This is a genomic window from Halorussus vallis (genome assembly GCF_024138165.1).
GTDB classification, from domain to species: domain Archaea; phylum Halobacteriota; class Halobacteria; order Halobacteriales; family Haladaptataceae; genus Halorussus; species Halorussus vallis.
Genome location: NZ_CP100001.1, coordinates 238,509 through 257,425, shown reverse-complemented (window position 1 = coordinate 257,425; position 18,917 = coordinate 238,509). Strand labels below are relative to the sequence as shown.

Here is an 18,917-nt window from a genome sequence, read left to right as displayed (position 1 = left end):
TCGCGCCGACGCCGGCCGCGCGGTCGTCGACCGCGCGGCCGACCGGATGCTCCGTGCGACGGTGCTGGAGCGGTTCGCCATCGCCGTCGCCGCGACGGCGATGGCGCTGGCGCTCGGCGCGGTCATCGTGGCGGCCTCCGGCTACGACGCGGTCGAGTTCGTCTCCTCGCTCGTCTACGGCGCGTTCGGAAGCCGGGCGAACGTCGCGTTCACGCTCCGCCAGTCGACGATGCTCATCCTCGCGGGCGTGGCCGTCGCCGTCGCGTTCCGGTCGGGCGTGTTCAACATCGGCGTCCAAGGCCAGTTCGTCGTCGGCGGATTCGCGACCGCGGTCACGATACTGTTCTTGGCGCCCGTGCTGCCGACCGGCGCGGTCGGCGGCGCCCTGCTGGTGGTGCTCGGCGTCGTCGCCGCGATGGTCGCCGGCGGCGCGTACGCCGCGCTTCCGGGGCTGATGAAGGCCTACGCGGACGCGAACGAGGTCATCACGACCATCATGCTCAACTTTATCGCGTCGGGGGTCGTCTTCTTTGTCGTCGACCGCTACCTCCGGCCCGCGGGGGCCTCCGCGCCCAACACCGAGCAGTTCCCCGACTACGTCCAGTTCCCGTCGCTCGTGTTCGACAGCGCGTCGTTCTCGGTGATCGGACTCGGCGTGGCGCTCGCGACGGTGGTCGTCGTCTACGTCGTGATGGCCCGGACGCGGTTCGGTTACGACCTGGTCACCAGCGGCCACCAGGAACCGGCGGCCGCCTACTCGGGGGTCGACCCCAAGCAGACGGTGGTCGCCACGATGACGTTCTCGGGGATGGTCGCCGGACTCACCGGCGCCGTCTTCGCCATCATGATACTGGGCTACTACAGCGACCCGAGCACGTTCCCACGGTTCGGCTTCGACGCCATCGCGGTGAGCCTACTCGCGGCCAACAACCCGCTGGGGGTCGTCCCCGCCGGCCTGCTGTTCGGCGGTCTGGACGCCGGCGGCCAGTACATCGGCTTCACGCTCGACGTGCCGCCCGAACTGGTCGACGGCGTCGTCGGCCTCGTCGTGCTGTTCGTCGCCACGCCGGAACTGTTCCGGATGGCCGGCAAGCGCACCGGACTGGGGGGTGACGATCGATGAGCGTCGCCGACCGCGCGGCGAGGAACCGACTCGCCCTCGGCGTCTTCGCGGCGCTGGTCGTGGTGCTGGGAATTCTCACGGCGGCGCTGGACCTGCCGCTGGTCGAACTGTTCACCGTCGGCACGTTCGAGCGGGCGCTCCAGGCCGCCACGCCCATCGCGCTGGCGGCCATCGGCGGCCTCTACGCCGAGAAGAGCGGCGTGTTCAACATCGGTCTGGAGGGGTTCATGATATTCGGGGCGCTCACGGCCGCCGCCGCGGCCTGGTTCCCCTCCGAGGGAGCGGCGGTCACGCAGGCCCACCTCTGGTTCGGCATCGTCGCCGCGACGGTCGTCTGCACGCTACTGACCGCGATATTCGCCGTGCTGACGATTCGCTACGAGGCCGACCAGATCGTCGCCGGACTCGCAGTCTGGTTCATCGGCCTCGGGTTCGGCCCGTTCACCGCGACGGTCGTCTGGGGCGGCGTCTCCAGTCCGTCGCTGCCGAACATCGACGACCTCGCGGTTCCGGTGCTGGCCGACATCCCGGTGGTCGGCCGCCTGCTGTTCGACGCCTCGCCGCTCGTGCTGTTCACCGTCGTCCTCGCGGTCGTCGCGTGGGTCGTGCTCTACCGGACACGGTACGGCTACTGGGTTCAGGCCGCCGGCGAGAATCCCGAGGCGCTCGACACGGCGGGCGTCGACGTGAACCGCGTCCGCTACGCCGCAGTGCTGTTGTCGGGCGCGCTGGTCGGACTGGCCGGCGGCGTGCTCTCGGTCGGCATCGGCAGCGGCTTCACCGGCACCGGCGTGACGATGGTCGACGGCCGGGGCTGGATCGCCATCGTCGCCTACCTGTTCGGCAACTACAACCCGCTGGGCGCGTTCGGCGCGTCGCTGCTGTTCGGCGCGATGGACATGCTCCAGGTCCAGTTCCAGACCATCGGCATCTCGCTACCCGGCAGTATCGTGGGCCTGTTCCCCTACGTCGCCGTGCTCGTGGTGCTCGCGCTGGTCGGGTACACCCGGACGCCGTCGGCCGTGGGCGAACCCTACGACACCGAGGAGTAGGACCGCCCGAGCGCCCGCGTCCGGTTTCGGAACGACCCCGCGTCGGAAATCGAACTCGGCGACCGATTCGGTTCGCCGAACGAAAGTCCACGCCGTCGTTGCCGAACTATCTAAGAATTTCATCCTCAGGAGGCTGGGTTCGTAAGGGGAAAGTCGCTTTAAGATGGCTCCCCTAGATGTAGACAAGAGACAGACATGGCCAGGAAAACGCACCTCGAAATCCGAGGAATGAGCTGTGCCAACTGCTCGGGCACCGTCGAGGACGCCCTCGGGGAGTTGGACGGCATCGTCGAGGCGAACGTCAACTTCGCCACCGACGAGGCCACCGTCGAGTACGACCCCGAGGCGGTGTCGCTGGCCGACATCTACGGGGCGATAGAGGACGCGGGCTACGACCCCGTGAGCCAGCAGGTGACCGTCGGCATCTCGGGCATGTCCTGTGCGAACTGCTCGCAGGCCAACGAGACCGCTCTCGAAGAGACGCAGGGGGTCATCGACGCCGAGGTCAACTACGCCACCGACGAGGGGACGGTGCGGTACAACCCCGAGGACGCCGACCTCTCGGACCTCTACGACGCCATCGAGCGAGCGGGCTACGAACCCATCCGCGAGGACGACGCAGACGAGGACGGCGAAACTGCGGGCGACCGACGCGAGGACGCCCGACAGGCCGAGATTCGTCGCCAGCGGAATCTGACCCTGTTGGGCGCGGCGCTGTCGGCGCCGCTCGTGTTCTTCATGCTCGAACACTTCCTGTTCGACGGCCTGCTCGGCGACGCCGTCTTCGGAATTCCGCTCCCCTGGGTGATGTTCGGGCTGGCGACGCCGGTCCAGTACTTCCTCGGCAAGGAGTTCTACGAGAACTCCTACACCGCGCTCGTCAAGAACCGGACCGCGAACATGGACGTGCTCATCGCGCTGGGGTCGTCGACCGCCTACCTCTACAGCGTCGCGGTCCTGTTCGGCCTCTCGGGCGGCCTCTACTTCGAGACGGCCGCGCTCATCCTGGTGTTCATCACGCTGGGCAACTACCTCGAAGCCCGCTCGAAGGGCCAGGCCAGCGAGGCCCTGCGAAAACTGCTGGAGATGGAGGCCGACACCGCGACGGTCGTCCGCGACGGCGAAGAGGAGGAGATTCCGCTGGAGGAGGTCGAGGTCGGCGACGTGATGGTCGTCCGGCCCGGCGAGAAGATTCCGACCGACGGCGTGGTCCGGGAGGGCGACAGCGCCGTCGACGAGTCGATGGTGACCGGCGAGTCGGTGCCGGTCGAGAAGTCGCCCGGCGACGAGGTCGTGGGTTCGACCGTCAACGAGAACGGCATCCTCCGGGTCGAGGCGACGAAGGTCGGCTCCGAGACCGCGCTCCAGCAAATCGTCCAGCTAGTCAAGGAGGCCCAGAGCCGCCAGCCAGAGATCCAGCAGGTGGCCGACCGCATCTCGGCGTACTTCGTGCCGGCGGTCATCACCAACGCCCTGCTGTGGGGCGTCGTCTGGTACCTCTTCCCCGAGGCGCTGGCCGGGTTCGTGAGCAGTCTCCCGCTGTGGGGGCTGGTCGCCGGCGGGCCGGCGGTCGCGGGCGGCACCATCACCACCCTCGAGTTCGCGGTGGTCGTGTTCGCCTCCGCGGTGCTCATCGCCTGCCCCTGCGCGCTCGGACTGGCCACGCCCGCGGCGACGATGGTCGGCACCTCCATCGGCGCCCAGAACGGCGTGCTGTTCAAGGGCGGCGACGTGCTCGAACGCGTCAAGGACGTCGACACGGTCGTCTTCGACAAGACCGGCACGCTGACCCGCGGCGAGATGCAGTTGACCGACGTAGTCGCGCTCGGACCCGCCGCCGGCGGGTCCGAGCGCGCGGCGGCTGACGGCGGCGAACCGGCGGCCGACGGGGGTGCGATAGAGGCGTCCGAACCCGCGGCCGCCGACGAGGACTTCGTCCTCGCGGCGGCCGCCAGCGCCGAAAAGGGTAGCGAGCACCCGCTCGCGGAGGCCATCGTCGCGGGCGCGGAGGAACGCGGCCTCACCGTCGAGGACCCCGAAAGCTTCGAGAACGTCCCCGGACACGGCGTCCGGGCGACCACGAGCCACGGCGAGGTGCTGGTCGGCAACCGGAAACTGCTCGAGGACGAGGGCGTCGACGCCTCGGCCGCCGAGGAGACGATGGAACGGCTCGAACGCGAGGGCAAGACCGCGATGCTCGTCGCGGTCCGCGAGGCGCGAAGCGCCTCGGAACGGTCGAGCGGCGACCAGCCGCGAGACTACCGCCTCGCGGGCGTGGTCGCCGACAGCGACACCGTGAAGGAGAGCGCCGAGCGCGCCGTCTCCGACCTCCGCGAGTCGGGTCGCGACGTGATGCTCATCACCGGCGACAACGAGCGCACCGCCCGCGCGGTCGCCGAGCAGGTCGGCATCGACCCCGAGAACGTTCGGGCGGAGGTGCTGCCCGAGGACAAGGCCGACGCCGTCGAGGACATCCAGTCGGAGGGTCGCAACGCGATGATGGTCGGCGATGGCGTCAACGACGCTCCCGCGCTCGCCGCGGCCTACGTCGGCGCGGCCATCGGGAGCGGCACCGACGTGGCCATCGAGGCCGCCGACGTGACGCTGATGCGCGACGACCCTGCCGACGTGCTGAAGGCCATCCGCGTCTCGGAGGGAACGCTGTCGAAGATAAAGCAGAACCTCTTCTGGGCGCTTGGCTACAACACCGCGATGATTCCGCTGGCGAGCCTCGGCCTGCTCCAGCCCGTGCTGGCGGCCGCCGCGATGGCGTTCTCCAGCGTGAGCGTGCTGACCAACAGCCTGCTGTTCCGCAGGTACACGCCCGACCACGACTACGAACTGTTCGGATTCCTGAGGTAACGGCAGTCGGTAGCGCGGTTTTTTCTCCGGTCTTTACCCCGGAACGAGAACGCCGATTCGTCACGTCCGTGGTGCGAACGTCTCGTCTCCGAGGCTCGATGTACCGCCGTCAAGCATATGGATTTACATGTGGTACGGCGGGTACATGTCCTCCCCCGATCGTTTTCGACGGCGTGCAGTCCTCGCCAGCAGCGAAGTGAGTACTCGCGTGCAGGACGAACGTCAGCGGGCGACGCTCGACTTCCGAGACGTGGAGCCATCAAAAATGGCGAGTGGGAAGATTCAGACCGTTCGACTCGGCGTGGACTTCCGCCCTCGGGGAATCGATTTCCGACCCGTCCATCTCGATGAGCCGATGGTCCGGTGCGACGGTACTCGAACGGGGACGCAGGGGACGTGGGATTGACGCTCCGGACTACTCACGACCGGTGGTTACGGAGTGCGGAACACGGAGTATGCATACGGGTTGGACGCCGTCGTCTCGTTGATGGTCGCCTCCGTCACCCACGCAGGCCGGCGAACCGCCGTCGACCCGATTTCGACGTACCGCCGCCGCTCGGTTATCCGGGCGCGTTGGCCGTTCCACGTCGTCGGGTAGGTGACCGTATACTCGCGTACGACGCCGCTCGGTGCGACGTAGGCGGTCAGCGTGAAGTTCGATGCGTTCTCGGTAGCGACGGCTATGGACGCTCGGCCGGTCGAAACGATCTCGTACAGCGTCGTTCCGTTCCGCTCGACAGTCGATTCGACGGTCGCGTTCCCATCGGCGAACAACGCACGGAGGCGCTCGCCGCCCGTAGCGGCGTCTCGGAGGCGATCCACACCCGGTGGGTCCACTTCGTACTGGACGGTTCCGTCCGAGAACACGACCCTTCGAACCGTCGTCGTCTCGTTCGACCAGATACTCCGGGTAAATCGGACATCCTGGTCCGCCGACCCGTTGACGACGGTGGAGTTCGACCGAAACAGATAGCGCCCGTTCGACTGTGAAAATCGCGCTCGGGCGGTTCCCCGGACGACGACCGTGCCGTTCACCCGGGTAATCCGCTCCTCGACGACGGTAAACGACGTGTTATTGAGCGCCCGGCGGTGGGCTTCGACGAGCGCCGACGGCTCTTCGATTCCGTTCGCCGTCACTCCCGGCGGGAGCCGAGTGGTGTCGTTCGATGTTGTGGTCGGCTGTGTATTGGTTAGCTGTGCGGTAGTCGACTGTGTAATGGTCGGCCGTGTCGTGGTTATCGCATCCGGAGCGGCGGTCGTCGGTGACGAATTTCCTGCTCCGGCACACCCGGCTAAGACGACGGTGACGACGAGGAGGACGGCGAGAACACCGGTCTGTTTCGGTCGGTGCGAGGACATGGAGACGTATAGGAACTACAACAACTTTCAAAAGGTTTTGGGTGGTCGAACGTACTCGCACCGCTACTCGACGCGTGCGAAGGTTCGAAACCGGTGGCTCGCCCCGACCTACGTCGTCACGGCGGGGACCTCGACCCGGTCGAGCACGTCGTCGAGGACCGCCTCGCGGGTCACGTCGCGGACGAGCGCCTCGTCCGTGAGGACGAGTCGGTGGGCGAACGTCGGACCGACGGCGCGCTTGACGTCGTCGGGCGCGACGTAGTCGCGGCCGGCGACGACGGCCGTCGCGCGGGCGACCTCGAAGAGTCGCTGGACGCCGCGGGGCGAGACGCCGACCTCGACGCGGTCGTCGGTGCGCGTCTCGCGGCCGAGCGCGACGACGTAGTCGCGGAGTTTTCCGTCGACACGCACTGATTCGAGTACTTGCTGGAGGTCGGCGACGACGCTCCCGTCGATGACGGACGAGACGCTCGGCGCCTTCGAGACGCGACTCGCCCGCCGGTCGATGAGTTCCCGTTCGCCGTCGAAGTCGGGGTAGCCCATCGCGGTCTTGACGATGAAGCGGTCGCGCTGGGCCTCCGGGAGGCCGAAGGTGCCCTCCTGCTCGACGGGGTTCTGGGTCGCGATGACGAAGAACGGCTTGGGGAGTTCGCGGGTTTCGCCGTCGACGGTGACCTGGCCCTCGCCCATGGCTTCGAGCAGGGCGGCCTGGGTCTTCGGCGGCGCGCGGTTGATCTCGTCGGCCAGCACCACGTTCGCGAAGATGGGACCCGGGGAGAACCGGAACTCGCCTCGGTTCTCGTCGTAGACGTTCGACCCCGTGATGTCGGCGGGCAGGAGGTCGGGCGTGAACTGGATGCGGTTGAACGACAGGCCGAGAGCGTCGGCGAAACTCCGGGCGGTGAGCGTCTTGCCCGTTCCCGGCACGTCCTCGAGCAGGACGTGCCCTCGGGCGAGGACGCCGGTGAGAACCGTTTCGAGGAACGCCCGGTCGGCGATCACGGCCTCGCCGATCGCGTCGAGTATCTGCTCGCACTGCTTCGTCGCCGTCGACTGGTCCATGTTCGGTTCCTCTCAAAGGCTCGTTATGAATATTCTCCCTCGGCGACCGGGTTTCGTCCCGGCGTCGGAACCGACCGCTCGCTCTGTCGCTCGCAGGGCAGGCCACAACTACTTCCCCGATGCGCGTCGGAGGTGGCGCCACCATGGGGGACATCGACGTCGCAATCGGCGTGGACGCGGACTGCGTGGCCGGCTGGCTCGGCTCGTACGGCGGTGCGGACTCTCCGGCCGACCTCTCGCGCGGGCTGTCGGCCGGCAACGAGGGGATTCCGCGGCTCCTGCAACTGTTCGAGGACGAGGACGTCCGGACGTCGTGGTACGTCCCGGGCCACACGATAGACACGTTCCGCGACGAAATCGAGGACGTCGCGGCCGCCGGCCACGAACTCGGCGTCCACGGCTACTCCCACGAGAACCCGACCGACCTCTCGCGCGGACAAGAGGACGAGATTCTGGAGGTGTCCATCGACCTGATCGAGGAAGTCTCGGGCGAGCGCCCGGTCGGCCACCGGGCGAGTTGGTGGGAGTTCAGCGAGAACACGCCCGAACTCGTCGAGAAACACGACTTCCTCTACGACAGCAGTCTGATGGAGCGGGAGTTCGAGCCTGGGTGGATGCGCAAGGGCGACGAGTGGGCGCCCATCGACTACGACCAGGATGCCCAGTCGTGGATGGAGCCCTACGAGTACGGCGAGGAAACCGACGTCGTCGAGATACCCATCAGCTGGTACCGCGACGACATCCCGCCGATGCTGTTCATCAAACAGCCGCTCTACCACGCCGGCTACAAGGACCCGGAGATGATGTACGAGCAGTACTACAAGCGCCAGTTCGACTTCCTCTACAATCGGCGCGGGGCGGGCGTCTACACCTTCACCATCCACCCCGACCTCCACGGACTCCCGCACATGATCTCGCACCTGGAGGAGTTCATCCAGTACGTGAAGGGCCACGAGAACGCCGAGTTCACGACCCTGGAGGATATCGCCCGCAAGTATCAGGACGACCCGACGGTCTACGAGAGCGAAGGCGACTACGTCTGACTACTCGGCGAACGCCCCGCCGCGACGAGACCGTTGGCGCCGCCCTTCGTCCGGCGGTGAGTCCCGTTTCGCGGAACCGCCGTCACCTCGACAGCGCGCGTTCGATACCCCGCCGGATGCGCTCGGCGTCGGGCCGGTATGCCTCCTCGCGGGCGAACAGCGGGAACGGCACATCGTATCCCGTGACGCGCTCGACCGGCGCTTCGAGGTAGTAGAGCGCGTCGTCGTTGATGCGGGCGATTATCTCGGCGGCCAGCCCCGCGGTCCGGGGCGCCTCGTGGACCACGACGCACCGTCCCGTCTTCCGGACCGAGTTGAGTATCGTCTTCGAGTCCATCGGCGAGACGGTCCGCAGGTCGACGACCTCGGCGTCGGCGTCGAGGTCGCCGTCGTCGACCGCGCTCAGCGCTTCGGCGAGCATCGCACCCCACGCGACCACCGTCACGTCCTCGCCCTCGCGGACGACGTTCGCCTCGCCGAGCGGGACGGTGTGTTCGCCTTCCGGGACGGATTCCCGGGAGGCCCGGTAGCGACTCGTCGGTTCGAGGAACACCACCGGGTCGGGGTCCCGGACCGCCGACGTCAACAGCCCCTTGGCGTCGGCGGGGTTCGAGGGTACCACCGTCTTCAGCCCCGGCAGGTGGGCGTACCCCGCCTCGAAGCTCTCGGAGTGGAGTTCGAGCGCCCGGATGCCGCCGCCGTAGGGCATGCGAATCGTCATCGGGACCCCGAGCGTCCCGCGGGTCCGACTCCGCAGGCGGGCGGCGTGTTGCTGTAACTGGTGGAACCCCTGGTAGACGAAACTGGCGAACTGTATCTCGGCGACAGGCCTGAACCCGGTCGCCCCGAGGCCGACACCCAGCCCCAGGATGGCCGCTTCCGCCAGCGGTGCGTCGTACACCCGGTCGGGGTGTTCGTCGCGGAGTTCCTTGGTCGCCCGGAAGACGCCGCCGCTGACCCCCACGTCCTCGCCGTAGACGAGGACGGAGTCGTCGCGGCCCATCTCCTCGTCGAGCGCCTGACGGATCGCCTCCACCAGTCGAATCTCATTCGCCACGGCCCGACACCTCCCCGCCGCCGGCGCGCTCCTCGCCGCTCATCCCTTCCTCGGGGGTCGCCACCTCGCCGTCGCCCTCCTCGCGCTCGAACTCGGCCTTCTGGCGCCGGAGTTCGGGCGTCGGTTCGGCGAAGACGTAGTCGAACATCTCGGCGGGGACGACCCGCTTTTGCCCTTCCTTGGCCCGGTCTATCTCGTCGGCGATCAGCGCCTCGATGTCCTCGGCGATGTCTGCCGCCCGTTCCTCGTCGAGGATGCTCTCGGCTTCGAGGTACTGCTCGAACCGGACGATGGGGTCGCGAGCGTCCCACCCCGTCTCCTCCTCTTCGGTCCGGTAGACTCTGGGGTCGTCGCTGGTGGTGTGCATCGACCGCCGGTAGGTCAGCGCCTCGATTAGCACGGGGTCGCCCTGTCTGGCGGATTCGAGGGCGTCGCGGGTGACCGCGCGGGTACCCAGCACGTCGTTGCCGTCGACCTGCACGCCCTCGATGCCCGCCGCCACGGCCTTCTGGGCGATGGTTTCAGCGCGGGTCTGGCTCTCGCGCGGGGTCGAGATGGCCCATTGGTTGTTCTGACAGACGAAGACGACGTGGGCGTCGAGCGCGCCCGCCACGTTCATCGCCTCGTAGACGTCGCCCTCCGACGTGGCGCCGTCGCCGAAGTAGACCAGCGCGGCCTCCTCCTCGCCGGCTATCTCCTTGCCCCACCCGATGCCGGCGGCGTGGAGCGCCTGCGAGCCGACCGGAATCGACGGCGGGAAGTTCGGTCCGGCGACCTCCGCGCCCTCCTCCATCCCCATCGCGTACCAGAGGATGCGGTGAATCGGCGCACCCCGGGCGAGGAACGCCGCGCCCTCGCGGAACGACGGCACCATCCACTCCTCGGGCGCCAGCGCGGTCGCCGACCCGACTTGGGCGGCCTCCTGGCCGACGCCGGGGGCGTAGGTTCCGAGTTCGCCCCGGCGCTGGAGCGCGACCGCCCGCTCGTCCATCCGCCGCGAGAGTCGCATCAGTCGGTAGAGTTCCAGCAGTTCCTCGTCGTCGAGGTCGGGCGCCTCCGCTGAGTCGACCTCGCCGGACTCGTCCAGTGCCTGCACGTACTCGACCGAGAACTCGGCCACTCGTTCGCGGGTCACAGACGGCGTACCACGGCGTCGTACTTAGGTAGCGGTGGCGGAGTGGGCGGCGTTCGTCGGCCGTCTCGCGGGCGTCGGCGAACCGATTACGCCCGAAAGCCTCGGCTCCATCGGCGCCTGCGACGGCGGTGTGCGGTACGAATCGGCGATTCGCCCCCGTCGGCTCGTTCGTCGACGTGCGAGCAGTTTCGGGTACGGCTATCTCCGCAGAGGGCGGCGACCGCGAGGAAAAGGCGACCGGATTCGCGGCCGCGAACGGACGCACCCTTCAGGAGGACGTGGTGTCGAGATTCCACCCGGGGTCGTGGCCCGTGCGTTCGATGTGGTCGGAGCGGCACGCCGGGCAGTAGTCGGGCGTGGCGGTGACGTTCCGAGGAACGTAGACGCCGCCGCCACACTCCACGCACGCATCGGCGACGATGGTCGTGCAGTCGACGCAGAGGTTGAAGTCGTCGACCGTGAGTTCGCGCAGGGGTTCGAGTTGTTTGTCCAAGATGTACTCGTCGATGACCGCCTGACAGTTCTGGCACGATTTCATGTCGATGCCATTAGAACCATGATACCACTACGCATAGTACTACCGCCTCCGCGAAAAGTCGCCGCCGTTTCACTTCCCGTCCGAGTGCGACATTTGGTCGACACGCTCCGCATCGTTCGCGGTCCGTTCCGCCGGTCGACGACGGTCGCGACGAGGCCGAAGGGCCGCCTCCCGTACGTACCTTTAAATTCGATTGCACAGAATCGAACGCCATGAGCGAATTCGAAGAGCGGACCCGGCGGTGCCAGCGCCGACTCGCCGAGGCGGGCGCCGACGCGGCGGTCCTGTTCCCGAGCACGAACCTCTTCTACCTCTCGGGATTCCGCGAGGAACCAGCCGAGCGACACCTCTTCCTGCTGGTTCCGAGCGCGGAGCGCGGCTCCGCGGACGACGCGAGCGAGGACACCCCGCGAGCGGCCGACGGCGACCCCGCGTTCCTCGCGCCGGAGATGTACGCCGACCAGATTCGCGACGAGTCGTGGGTGATGGACCTGCGCCTGTGGGCCGACGGCGAGGACCCCACCGAACTGCTGGCCGATCTCGCCGACGAGATGGGCCTGCGCGAGGGCCACCTGCTCGTCGACGACACGATGTGGGCGCTGTTCACCCAGGACCTCCGCGAGACGCTCCCGGACGCGACGTTCGGCCTCGCCAGCGAGGTGTTGGACGACCTCCGAATTCGGAAGGACGACGCCGAGATAGCGGCGCTCCGGCGGGCCGGCGCGCTCGCCGACGAGGTGAGCGTCGAGATTCGGGCGCTCGGTGAGGAGGCCGTGGGAATGACCGAATCCGAACTCGCGGCCGAAATCGAGCGTCTACTCGGCGAACGCGGCGGCGACGACGTCGCGTTCGGCACCATCGCTGGGTCGGGGCCGAACGGCGCGAAACCCCACCACCGCCACGGCGACCGGGAGATCGAGCGCGGCGACCCCGTCGTCCTCGACTTCGGAGCGTACGTCGACGGCTACCCCGGCGACCAGACCCGGACGGTCGTCTTCGCCGGCGACCCGCCCGCCGAGTACCCCGAGGTCCACGAGGTCGTCGCCGAGGCCCAGCAGGCCGCGGTCGACGCGGTAGAACCCGGCGTCGCGGCCGAGGCGGTCGACCGCGCGGCCCGCGATGTCATCGAGGCCGCGGGCTACGGCGAGGAGTTCGTCCACCGCACCGGCCACGGCGTCGGCCTCGACGTCCACGAGGACCCCTACATCGTCGACGGAAACGACCTAAAACTCGAACCCGGCATGGTCTTCAGCGTCGAACCCGGCGTCTACCTCCCCGGCGAGTTCGGCGTCCGCATCGAGGACCTCGTGGTCGTCACCAACGACGGGTGCGAGCGTCTCAACGACTCGCCCCGCGGGTGGGAACCGCTCTGATTGACCGGCGCGGTTTCCGCGTCGATGCGCCGCGCCGAAGGCCCAGACCTCGAGGACGCCAATCGTTGCAGGTTCCGTGAGACGCCACCGTTCGTGCGGTCCGTCGGTGTGATGCGCCGGAACTGACATAACTCGACGGCGTCTCGTCACCGCCGACCACAGCGATGCGCGAACACAGGAGGCTGTGACGGGCGGACGTCCGTCCGCGAACCGGCTCAGAACGGCGTCCGAACACCGACGCCGGTCGAGCGCGTCCAGTCGAGGCGGTGGTCGTCCCCGTCGCCGAACCGGACCTCGCAGGCCCCGAGGAGGGGAACCGCGCCGGCGTGGAACCCCTCCCAGCGCGACCGGTAGCGGGCGTCGCCGTCGAGGCCCGTCCGGTAGGAGCCGTCCGGAACCGACACCGACCCGCCGGCGACGTCGACGCGCCCGCCGCCGGTCGACAGCGAGCGGTTCGCGGACAGTTGCTCGTCGCGGTCGGTCGCTACCGCGTGTTCGAGCCACGTGAACGCCGGGTCCTCGCGGTAGTAGCCCCAGGGGTCGACCTCGTACGCCTCGTCGAGAAGTCGCCCGGCGCTCCAGAGTCGAAGCCGATAACGGGCGTCGCCGAGGTGATGGACGAGGACGGCGGCGTCCTGCACCGCGTACCGTTCGCTCGGGACGACGTCCTCCCTCCGGGCGTACGCGCCCACGAACTCGCCGGCGAGCGACCCGGGGTCCGTCCACGGGACGCCGGCGTCTCCGTATCGTTCGCGCGTCCGACTTACGTACGCGGCGACGTCGGCCGGCGGGACGAACGTCTCGGAGTCCGGCGATTCGAGGTCGATACTCTCGTCGGAAGTGCCGCCGGCCTTGGTGCGGACGACCCCGTCGCCGAGGCGGTCGGCGGTCGCCGCGACTACGCCCAGGCCGGCGACCGTGCCGGCACGGCGGAGAAAGCTGCGTCTGGAGGGCATCGTCCGGACCGGGACGCGACGCGGTATAGCTCTTCCGTTCGTGTCGGCCACCCGACGCTCTCGGCTCCGGTCGCGTCCGTCGGTCCCAGCCGAATTTCGTTCGTTTTCGGCCGGTCGGGGTGCTGTCGGGCAAGCAACTTGAAGTGAAAGCGGGGTGTACTCGGCCGGGGGGACAACGGGGGATGCACGCAGGAAACGAGCCACGCACGGGGGCCGTACACGACGAACCCGTGGAGACGATGGGGCGGCGGCGATTCATGGATACGCTGAAAAACCTGGGGTTCGGCGCGCTGGCGGCGGGCCTGCTCACGGCCGAGGACGTGGCCGCGGCGGGCCCGGACCAAGTGCCGATAGTGTACGGGTTGACGCGCGACGGAGCGGGTGACGGCGGGACGGCCGGGGACGCCGGGGCGCTCCGGCCGCGCCGGCAGACCGTCCCGGCCGACTGGTACGACGACTTCCGGTCGGCGGTCGCCGCCCACAGGCGCCTCGACGTGACCGGACGGGACGGCGTCGCCAGTTCGGCGGTCGCGCCCGGGGAGTTCGGCGGCCGGAACTCGCGGATTCAGGTCCAGATAACCGACGAGAACGCTCGGGGGGTGCTTCCGGAGGCGATAGACCGCGTACCGGTCGACGTCACGCACGTCGGCCCGGCCGACGCGACTCCGCCCGAGTCGGCCGCGCCGGGCGGATCGGTTTCGGTCCGGACGGGGGTGCCCGGCGGTGTCGGAATCGCCAGCGAGGACCTCTACGGGACGCTCGCACCAGCGATGCGCGACCCCTCGGACGGGTCGGCGTACTTCGCCACGGCGAACCACGTCTTCGGCGGCCGGAACAACGGCGGTCGCCCGCTGTTCCTGGTCGACGACGGCAAGACCGAGATCGGGGCGGTCCGGGAGAGCTACCCGAAGGAGGACTTCGTGTGCGTCCGACCGAAGGCCGGCTTTCGCCCGGTCCACCGCATTCACGCCGACTCGTCCCGGCGCGTCGTCGGCCAGTTCACCAGGGACGGCCTCGCCAGTCTGAAGGCGGCGGGCGAACCCCTGGAGAAGATCGGCGTCCGGTCGGGCCACACCAAGGGCAAGATACAGGCGGTCGACGGCATCACCTGCGCCTACGGCGCCATCTGCAAGCGGGGCCAACTCAAGTGGGGGAGCGAGTCGGACTTCACCGACGGCGACAGCGGGAGCGTCAACTACCACGCCGACCCCGAGAACCCCGACCGGGGCGTCCTCGTCGGCGGTTTCAACAACGCCCGGACGTGGTGGCCGGGCGAGAACTACGTCTGGGGGACCGGCGCGTACCGGATCACCGAGCGCCACGGCTACACGTTCTGATCGCCCGCGCCGGCCGAACGCGCCGACCGTACGTCGGCCGCGCTCGGCCGGCGTTCGGGCACCGCCCGCGGGCGGTGCCCGAACGCGTCAGTCGTCGAGGAACGCGGTCAGCAACTTGCGCTCGCCGACCCGGAGGTGCTGGTGGAACGTCGGTGCCGACACGCCGAGCGTGTCGGCGACCTCCTCGCCGCTGGACTCGCGGGGCCACTCGAAGAAACCGGCGTAGTAGGCGGTCTCCAGCGCCGACCGCTGGCGCTCGGTCAGGTCGTCTTCGAGGCCCGCCCGGAACTCCTGAACCGTCTTGGCGGGCCGCTCGCGCTCGCGCTGGGCGACGACCTCCACGGTCGGGTAGGTGTCCTGGACCGCCTCGACGACCGTCCGGACGTCGACGTTCCGTGGGACCTCGCCGACGCTCCGTGCGCCGTTCTCGTCGAACGTGGCCTCCCGGAGCGTCCCGCCGTGGTCGGCCAGCGCCGACAGCGGCGACGGCCCGGTGTAGACGAACTCGAAGAGGTCGCCGTCGTCGTGTTCGTTGACCAGTCGGGCGCGCTCGACGTCGGGGTCGTCGGCGGCGAGTTCCTCGACGCGTTCGGGGTCGAGTCCCTCGACGGTCACGAAGTAGATGAACGACTCGCTCGACCCGATGGTGACCCCCTCCAGCGTGAACGTCGCGCCCTCCTCCTGAGGAACCCGGACGAAGAAGCCCTCGCCGCGGTCGGCCTCGAACTCGACTTCGACCACGCCGTCCGACAGGAGCGCCTTCTTGTTCTCGACGGCGTTGATGGCGTGGCCGATGGTTTCGCCGAGTTCGGCCAGCACCGCCGTCTCGCGGTCGTCGAACGCACCCTGCCGGTCGGCGTAGACCGACAGGGCGCCGTAGACGGTCTTGCGGTAGCGCAGCGGGATGGCGACCTCGGAGCGGTAGCCCCGCTCTAAGGCCTCGTCGCGCCACCCCTCGACGGTGGGGTCCTCGCAGAAGTTCTCGACGACCTGCACCTCGCCGGTTTCGACCGCTTTGGCCGGCGGCGACGGCGAACTCCGGTCGTAGCGCTCGTCGGCGGCGTCGAGGTAGCCGTCCTCGAACCCGGCCGAGGCGGTCCGCTGGAGGTCGGTCGACCCCGAGCGACTCGCGCCGGTCCAGGCGAACCGGTAGTGTTCGGAGTCGGCGAGGCGCTCACAGACCGCCTGCTCTATCTCCTCGCGGGTCGCGGCCCGGACGAGCAACTGGTCGATGTCGCGGATGACCGCATTGATGCGGTCGAGTTCGGCGAGTCGCTCGCGCTGGTCGGCGAGTTCGGCCTCGCGGGCGGCGCGTTCGAGCGCGACCTCGGTGTTGGCCGCCAGCACCCGCATGAGGTCGACCTCGTACTCGTCGAACGCGTCGGCCTCCAGCGAGGAGACGGCGATGGCGCCCCAGTCGCCGAGCGGGAAGACGCAGAACCCCCGAATCACGTCCGACCCCTCCGGGTGTTTGTCGGGCGACTCCTGGGCGTCGGCGAGGACGACGTCCTCGCCGCGGTCGAAGGCGGTGCCGACGACCCCCTTCCCCCGTTCGAAGGTCGGCACCTTCTCGACGGTCCGCGGGTCGGTGTCGGTCGTGACGAAGTTGGAGAGGTGTTCCTCGTCGTCGTCCCAGCGGAACACCGACGCGAGCGGCATGTCGAGCACGTCCCGGGCGGTTTCGATGACCGTCTCGCTTATCTCCTCCTCGCTCTCGGCGACCATCAGGTCGCGGGTCGCGCCGTGGAGCGCGTCGAGCATCTCCTCGCGCTGGACCTGCTCGGTCACGTCGTAGTAGAGTTCGACCCGCCCGCCCTCATACAGTCCCGACTCGATGGGTTGGCTGACGTGCTGGAGGTAGCGCTCCTCGCGCCCGTCACCTTCGAGGACGTGACAGACGAACTCCTCGGCGTAGGTGTTGTCGTCGTAGGTGGCCGTGATGGTGTCGACGAACGTCTCGGGGTCCTCGACGCCGCGTCGGATTCGCTCCTCGATGAGCGCCCGCTTGTCCCGGTCGAGGACCGACTCGCGTTCGAGTCCGAAGTACTCCTCGACCGTGCTGTTGACCCACGCCACGTCGAACGCGTCGTCGAGGATGAAGATGCCGACGTCGGTGTTGTCGAGCACGTCCTCGGTCATCGTCCGGTGGCGCTCCTCGCTCTCCTTACGCTCGGTGATGTCGGTGTAGATGACGTAGTTGCCGGCATCGCCGGGCACCTCGGCGTTGCGCAGGAGGAAGACCCTCTCGCCGTCGGCCGCCTCCCGGTGGACCTCGGCGTCGACGCGCTCGCCGCGCTGGACCCGTTCGTTCAGACCCTCGGCGTCCTCGCGGTGGGAATCGGAGACGATGAGGTCGTCGAGGTTCGCGCCGACCGCCTCGGCGGCGTCGTAGCCGAACACCTCCTCGAAGGCCTCGTTGACGGTCCTCACTATCGGCTCACCGTTCCGAATCTCGTAGTCGACGGTGGGTTCGGGGACGTTCTCGAACAGCGCGGCGAACCGGTCGCGCTCGGCCTGCAGGGCCTCCTCCGACCGGATGCGTTCGAGCGCCTGGGCGACGTGGGCCACCAGCAGTTCGGCGAGTTCGCGGTCGCTCTGGTCGAACGCGCCGACCTCCTTCGAGACGGCCTGGAGGACGCCCACCTCGCCGATGGGGACGGTGAGCGCCGACCGGTAGCCGCTCTCTGCGGGCACCACGTTCTCCGAGCGGAGGTCGTCGGTGGTGATGGACTCGCCGCGCCGGAACGCCCGGGCGGCGAGTTTGTCGTCGGCGTCGAGCGAGGTGGTGGTGTAGTAGCCGTCGGTCGGCACGCCCTTCGAGACGGCCTGGGGGACGAGTTCGCCGTCGACTACGGCGTCGGCCGCCGCGAGGTCGAACTCCAGGAGTTGCTGGGCGGTTTCGACCGTCAGCCGGTAGACCTCCTCGGCGGTCTCGCACTCCTCCAGCATGACCGCGACCTCGTGGAGTTCGGCCGTCTTACGCTTCTCGGCGGCGAGTCTGGCCTCCAGTCGCTTGCGGCGACCGATGTCCCGGACGATGCCCGAGAAGTACTGGTCGCCGTCGTACTCGGTTTCGCGGAACGAGATGGCCAGGGGCATCTCGCGGCCGTTCCGGTGGCGGCCGAGCAGTTCGACGTAGTCGCGTCGTATCTCGCCGGGTTCGGCCCGCAGTTCGCGAATCTTGCGCTCGAACGACTCGCGTCGCCGCTCGGGGAGTAGTTCGGTGACCGACTTACCGACCAGCGACGACGGTTCGTAGCCGAACACGCGGGTCGTCGCGGCGTTGGCGAACACCACGTCGCAGTTCTCGTCGATGGTGAGGATGGCGTCGGGCGACCCGTCGACCAGCGCCGAGAACCGCTCGGCGAAGTGCTCGTACTCGCGCTCGGCCCGGTGGCGGTCGACCGTCCGTTCGATTCGGCGCGCGAGTCGGTCCGGCAGGCTCTCGGCGGGGGCCGCCGAGACGAACGTCACGTCGGCCGGCGCCTCGTGGACCGACTCGCCGACGAGCAGTCGCGCGGCGTCCGGATACAACTCTCCGACCGCCGACAGCAGTTCCTCCCCGCGGGCGTCCGGCAGGTCCGACTCCACGACGACGCAGTCGACCGCGTTCGATTCAAGATAGGTGAGTGCCCCCGCACCGCTACGTTCGCTGGCGATGCGCGCGTCGGTGAGTCGCTCGGCCAGCGACGCCGCCCCCCGCTCCGCACCGACGTATACGATGCGTAACGCCTCGTTTCCCCTTGATGCAGGCTCCCCCGGCTGCTCTAGCATCACTTGGACTCACAAGACAGCGAGTCATTGTTAGCGTTTCGTCTCTGGCAGGGTTCGTAACCCGAGGTGGTGGCGGGGAGTCGATTCGTTGTTCTCCGGACGGCGCGGGTTTCGAACGGGACACCGTCGGGTGCGCTCGGGAAACTCTCGACTGCTCGGGCGCGCCCCGGCAGTATCGGTTCCAAGGTCGTCGTTTTTCGCGGACGTCGACCGTGAACGTGTCCGTCTCCGGTAATCGGAACCGCG

At 68.7% G+C, this 18,917-nt stretch carries 13 protein-coding genes; 6 read left to right on the top strand and 7 right to left on the bottom strand.

Translation table 11 applies throughout. The annotated features are described in order from the left end of the window. Positions 1 to 46: 46 nt before the first annotated feature. From NGM07_RS21355 to NGM07_RS21345, 3 genes are all read left to right on the top strand, one after another. Positions 47 to 1,123: an ABC transporter permease gene (locus NGM07_RS21355; RefSeq protein WP_438267723.1), complete on the top strand. Its 1,077-nt coding sequence runs from the start codon at positions 47 to 49 to the stop codon at positions 1,121 to 1,123. Further along, on the top strand, positions 1,120 to 2,175 hold the full coding sequence (locus NGM07_RS21350; RefSeq protein ID WP_253521145.1) for an ABC transporter permease: 1,056 nt from the start codon (positions 1,120 to 1,122) through the stop codon (positions 2,173 to 2,175). The genes NGM07_RS21355 and NGM07_RS21350 overlap by 4 nt, the downstream gene beginning before the upstream one ends. A gap of 195 nt (positions 2,176 to 2,370) precedes the next feature. Beyond that, positions 2,371 to 5,037, top strand: coding sequence for a heavy metal translocating P-type ATPase (locus NGM07_RS21345; RefSeq protein ID WP_253521143.1), 2,667 nt, complete (start codon positions 2,371 to 2,373; stop codon positions 5,035 to 5,037). A gap of 432 nt (positions 5,038 to 5,469) precedes the next feature. Here the strand turns inward: NGM07_RS21345 and NGM07_RS21340 are convergent, their stop codons facing one another. Continuing rightward, positions 5,470 to 6,396: a DUF7537 family lipoprotein gene (locus tag NGM07_RS21340; protein ID WP_438267722.1), complete on the bottom strand. Its 927-nt coding sequence runs from the start codon at positions 6,394 to 6,396 to the stop codon at positions 5,470 to 5,472. 108 nt (positions 6,397 to 6,504) lie between these two features. After that, on the bottom strand, positions 6,505 to 7,458 hold the full coding sequence (locus NGM07_RS21335; RefSeq protein ID WP_253521140.1) for an AAA family ATPase: 954 nt from the start codon (positions 7,456 to 7,458) through the stop codon (positions 6,505 to 6,507). Positions 7,459 to 7,601: 143 nt separating this feature from the next. Between NGM07_RS21335 and NGM07_RS21330 the strand changes: the two genes are divergently transcribed. Next, entirely contained in the window at positions 7,602 to 8,501 is a 900-nt protein-coding gene (locus NGM07_RS21330) for a polysaccharide deacetylase family protein (RefSeq protein ID WP_253521139.1), read from the top strand. An 82-nt stretch (positions 8,502 to 8,583) separates the two neighbouring features. Here the strand turns inward: NGM07_RS21330 and NGM07_RS21325 are convergent, their stop codons facing one another. From NGM07_RS21325 to NGM07_RS21315, 3 genes are all read right to left on the bottom strand, one after another. Then, complete coding sequence (locus NGM07_RS21325) at positions 8,584 to 9,558, bottom strand: alpha-ketoacid dehydrogenase subunit beta (RefSeq protein ID WP_253521137.1); 975 nt, start codon at positions 9,556 to 9,558, stop codon at positions 8,584 to 8,586. Then, positions 9,548 to 10,693, bottom strand: coding sequence for a pyruvate dehydrogenase (acetyl-transferring) E1 component subunit alpha (pdhA, locus tag NGM07_RS21320; RefSeq protein ID WP_253521135.1), 1,146 nt, complete (start codon positions 10,691 to 10,693; stop codon positions 9,548 to 9,550). The genes NGM07_RS21325 and pdhA overlap by 11 nt, the downstream gene beginning before the upstream one ends. 268 nt (positions 10,694 to 10,961) lie before the next feature. After that, positions 10,962 to 11,231: a DUF7571 family protein gene (locus NGM07_RS21315; RefSeq protein WP_253521133.1), complete on the bottom strand. Its 270-nt coding sequence runs from the start codon at positions 11,229 to 11,231 to the stop codon at positions 10,962 to 10,964. Between the two features lie 212 nt (positions 11,232 to 11,443). Here NGM07_RS21315 and NGM07_RS21310 point away from each other — a divergent pair, with 212 nt between their 5' ends. Then, the gene (locus NGM07_RS21310; protein WP_253521131.1) at positions 11,444 to 12,604 is read left to right on the top strand and encodes a M24 family metallopeptidase; all 1,161 of its coding nucleotides are present in this window, start codon (positions 11,444 to 11,446) and stop codon (positions 12,602 to 12,604) included. 215 nt (positions 12,605 to 12,819) lie between these two features. Here NGM07_RS21310 and NGM07_RS21305 read toward each other — a convergent pair whose 3' ends face one another. After that, positions 12,820 to 13,560 (bottom strand): hypothetical protein, encoded by a 741-nt coding sequence (locus tag NGM07_RS21305; RefSeq protein WP_253521130.1) that lies wholly within the window; start codon positions 13,558 to 13,560, stop codon positions 12,820 to 12,822. A 257-nt stretch (positions 13,561 to 13,817) separates the two neighbouring features. Here NGM07_RS21305 and NGM07_RS21300 point away from each other — a divergent pair, with 257 nt between their 5' ends. After that, complete coding sequence (locus tag NGM07_RS21300) at positions 13,818 to 14,897, top strand: hypothetical protein (RefSeq protein WP_253521128.1); 1,080 nt, start codon at positions 13,818 to 13,820, stop codon at positions 14,895 to 14,897. Between the two features lie 87 nt (positions 14,898 to 14,984). On the opposite strand, the gene NGM07_RS21295 is transcribed toward NGM07_RS21300, so the two are convergent. Beyond that, entirely contained in the window at positions 14,985 to 18,671 is a 3,687-nt protein-coding gene (locus NGM07_RS21295; protein WP_253521127.1) for a GAF domain-containing protein, read from the bottom strand. Between the last annotated feature and the right edge of the window lie 246 nt (positions 18,672 to 18,917).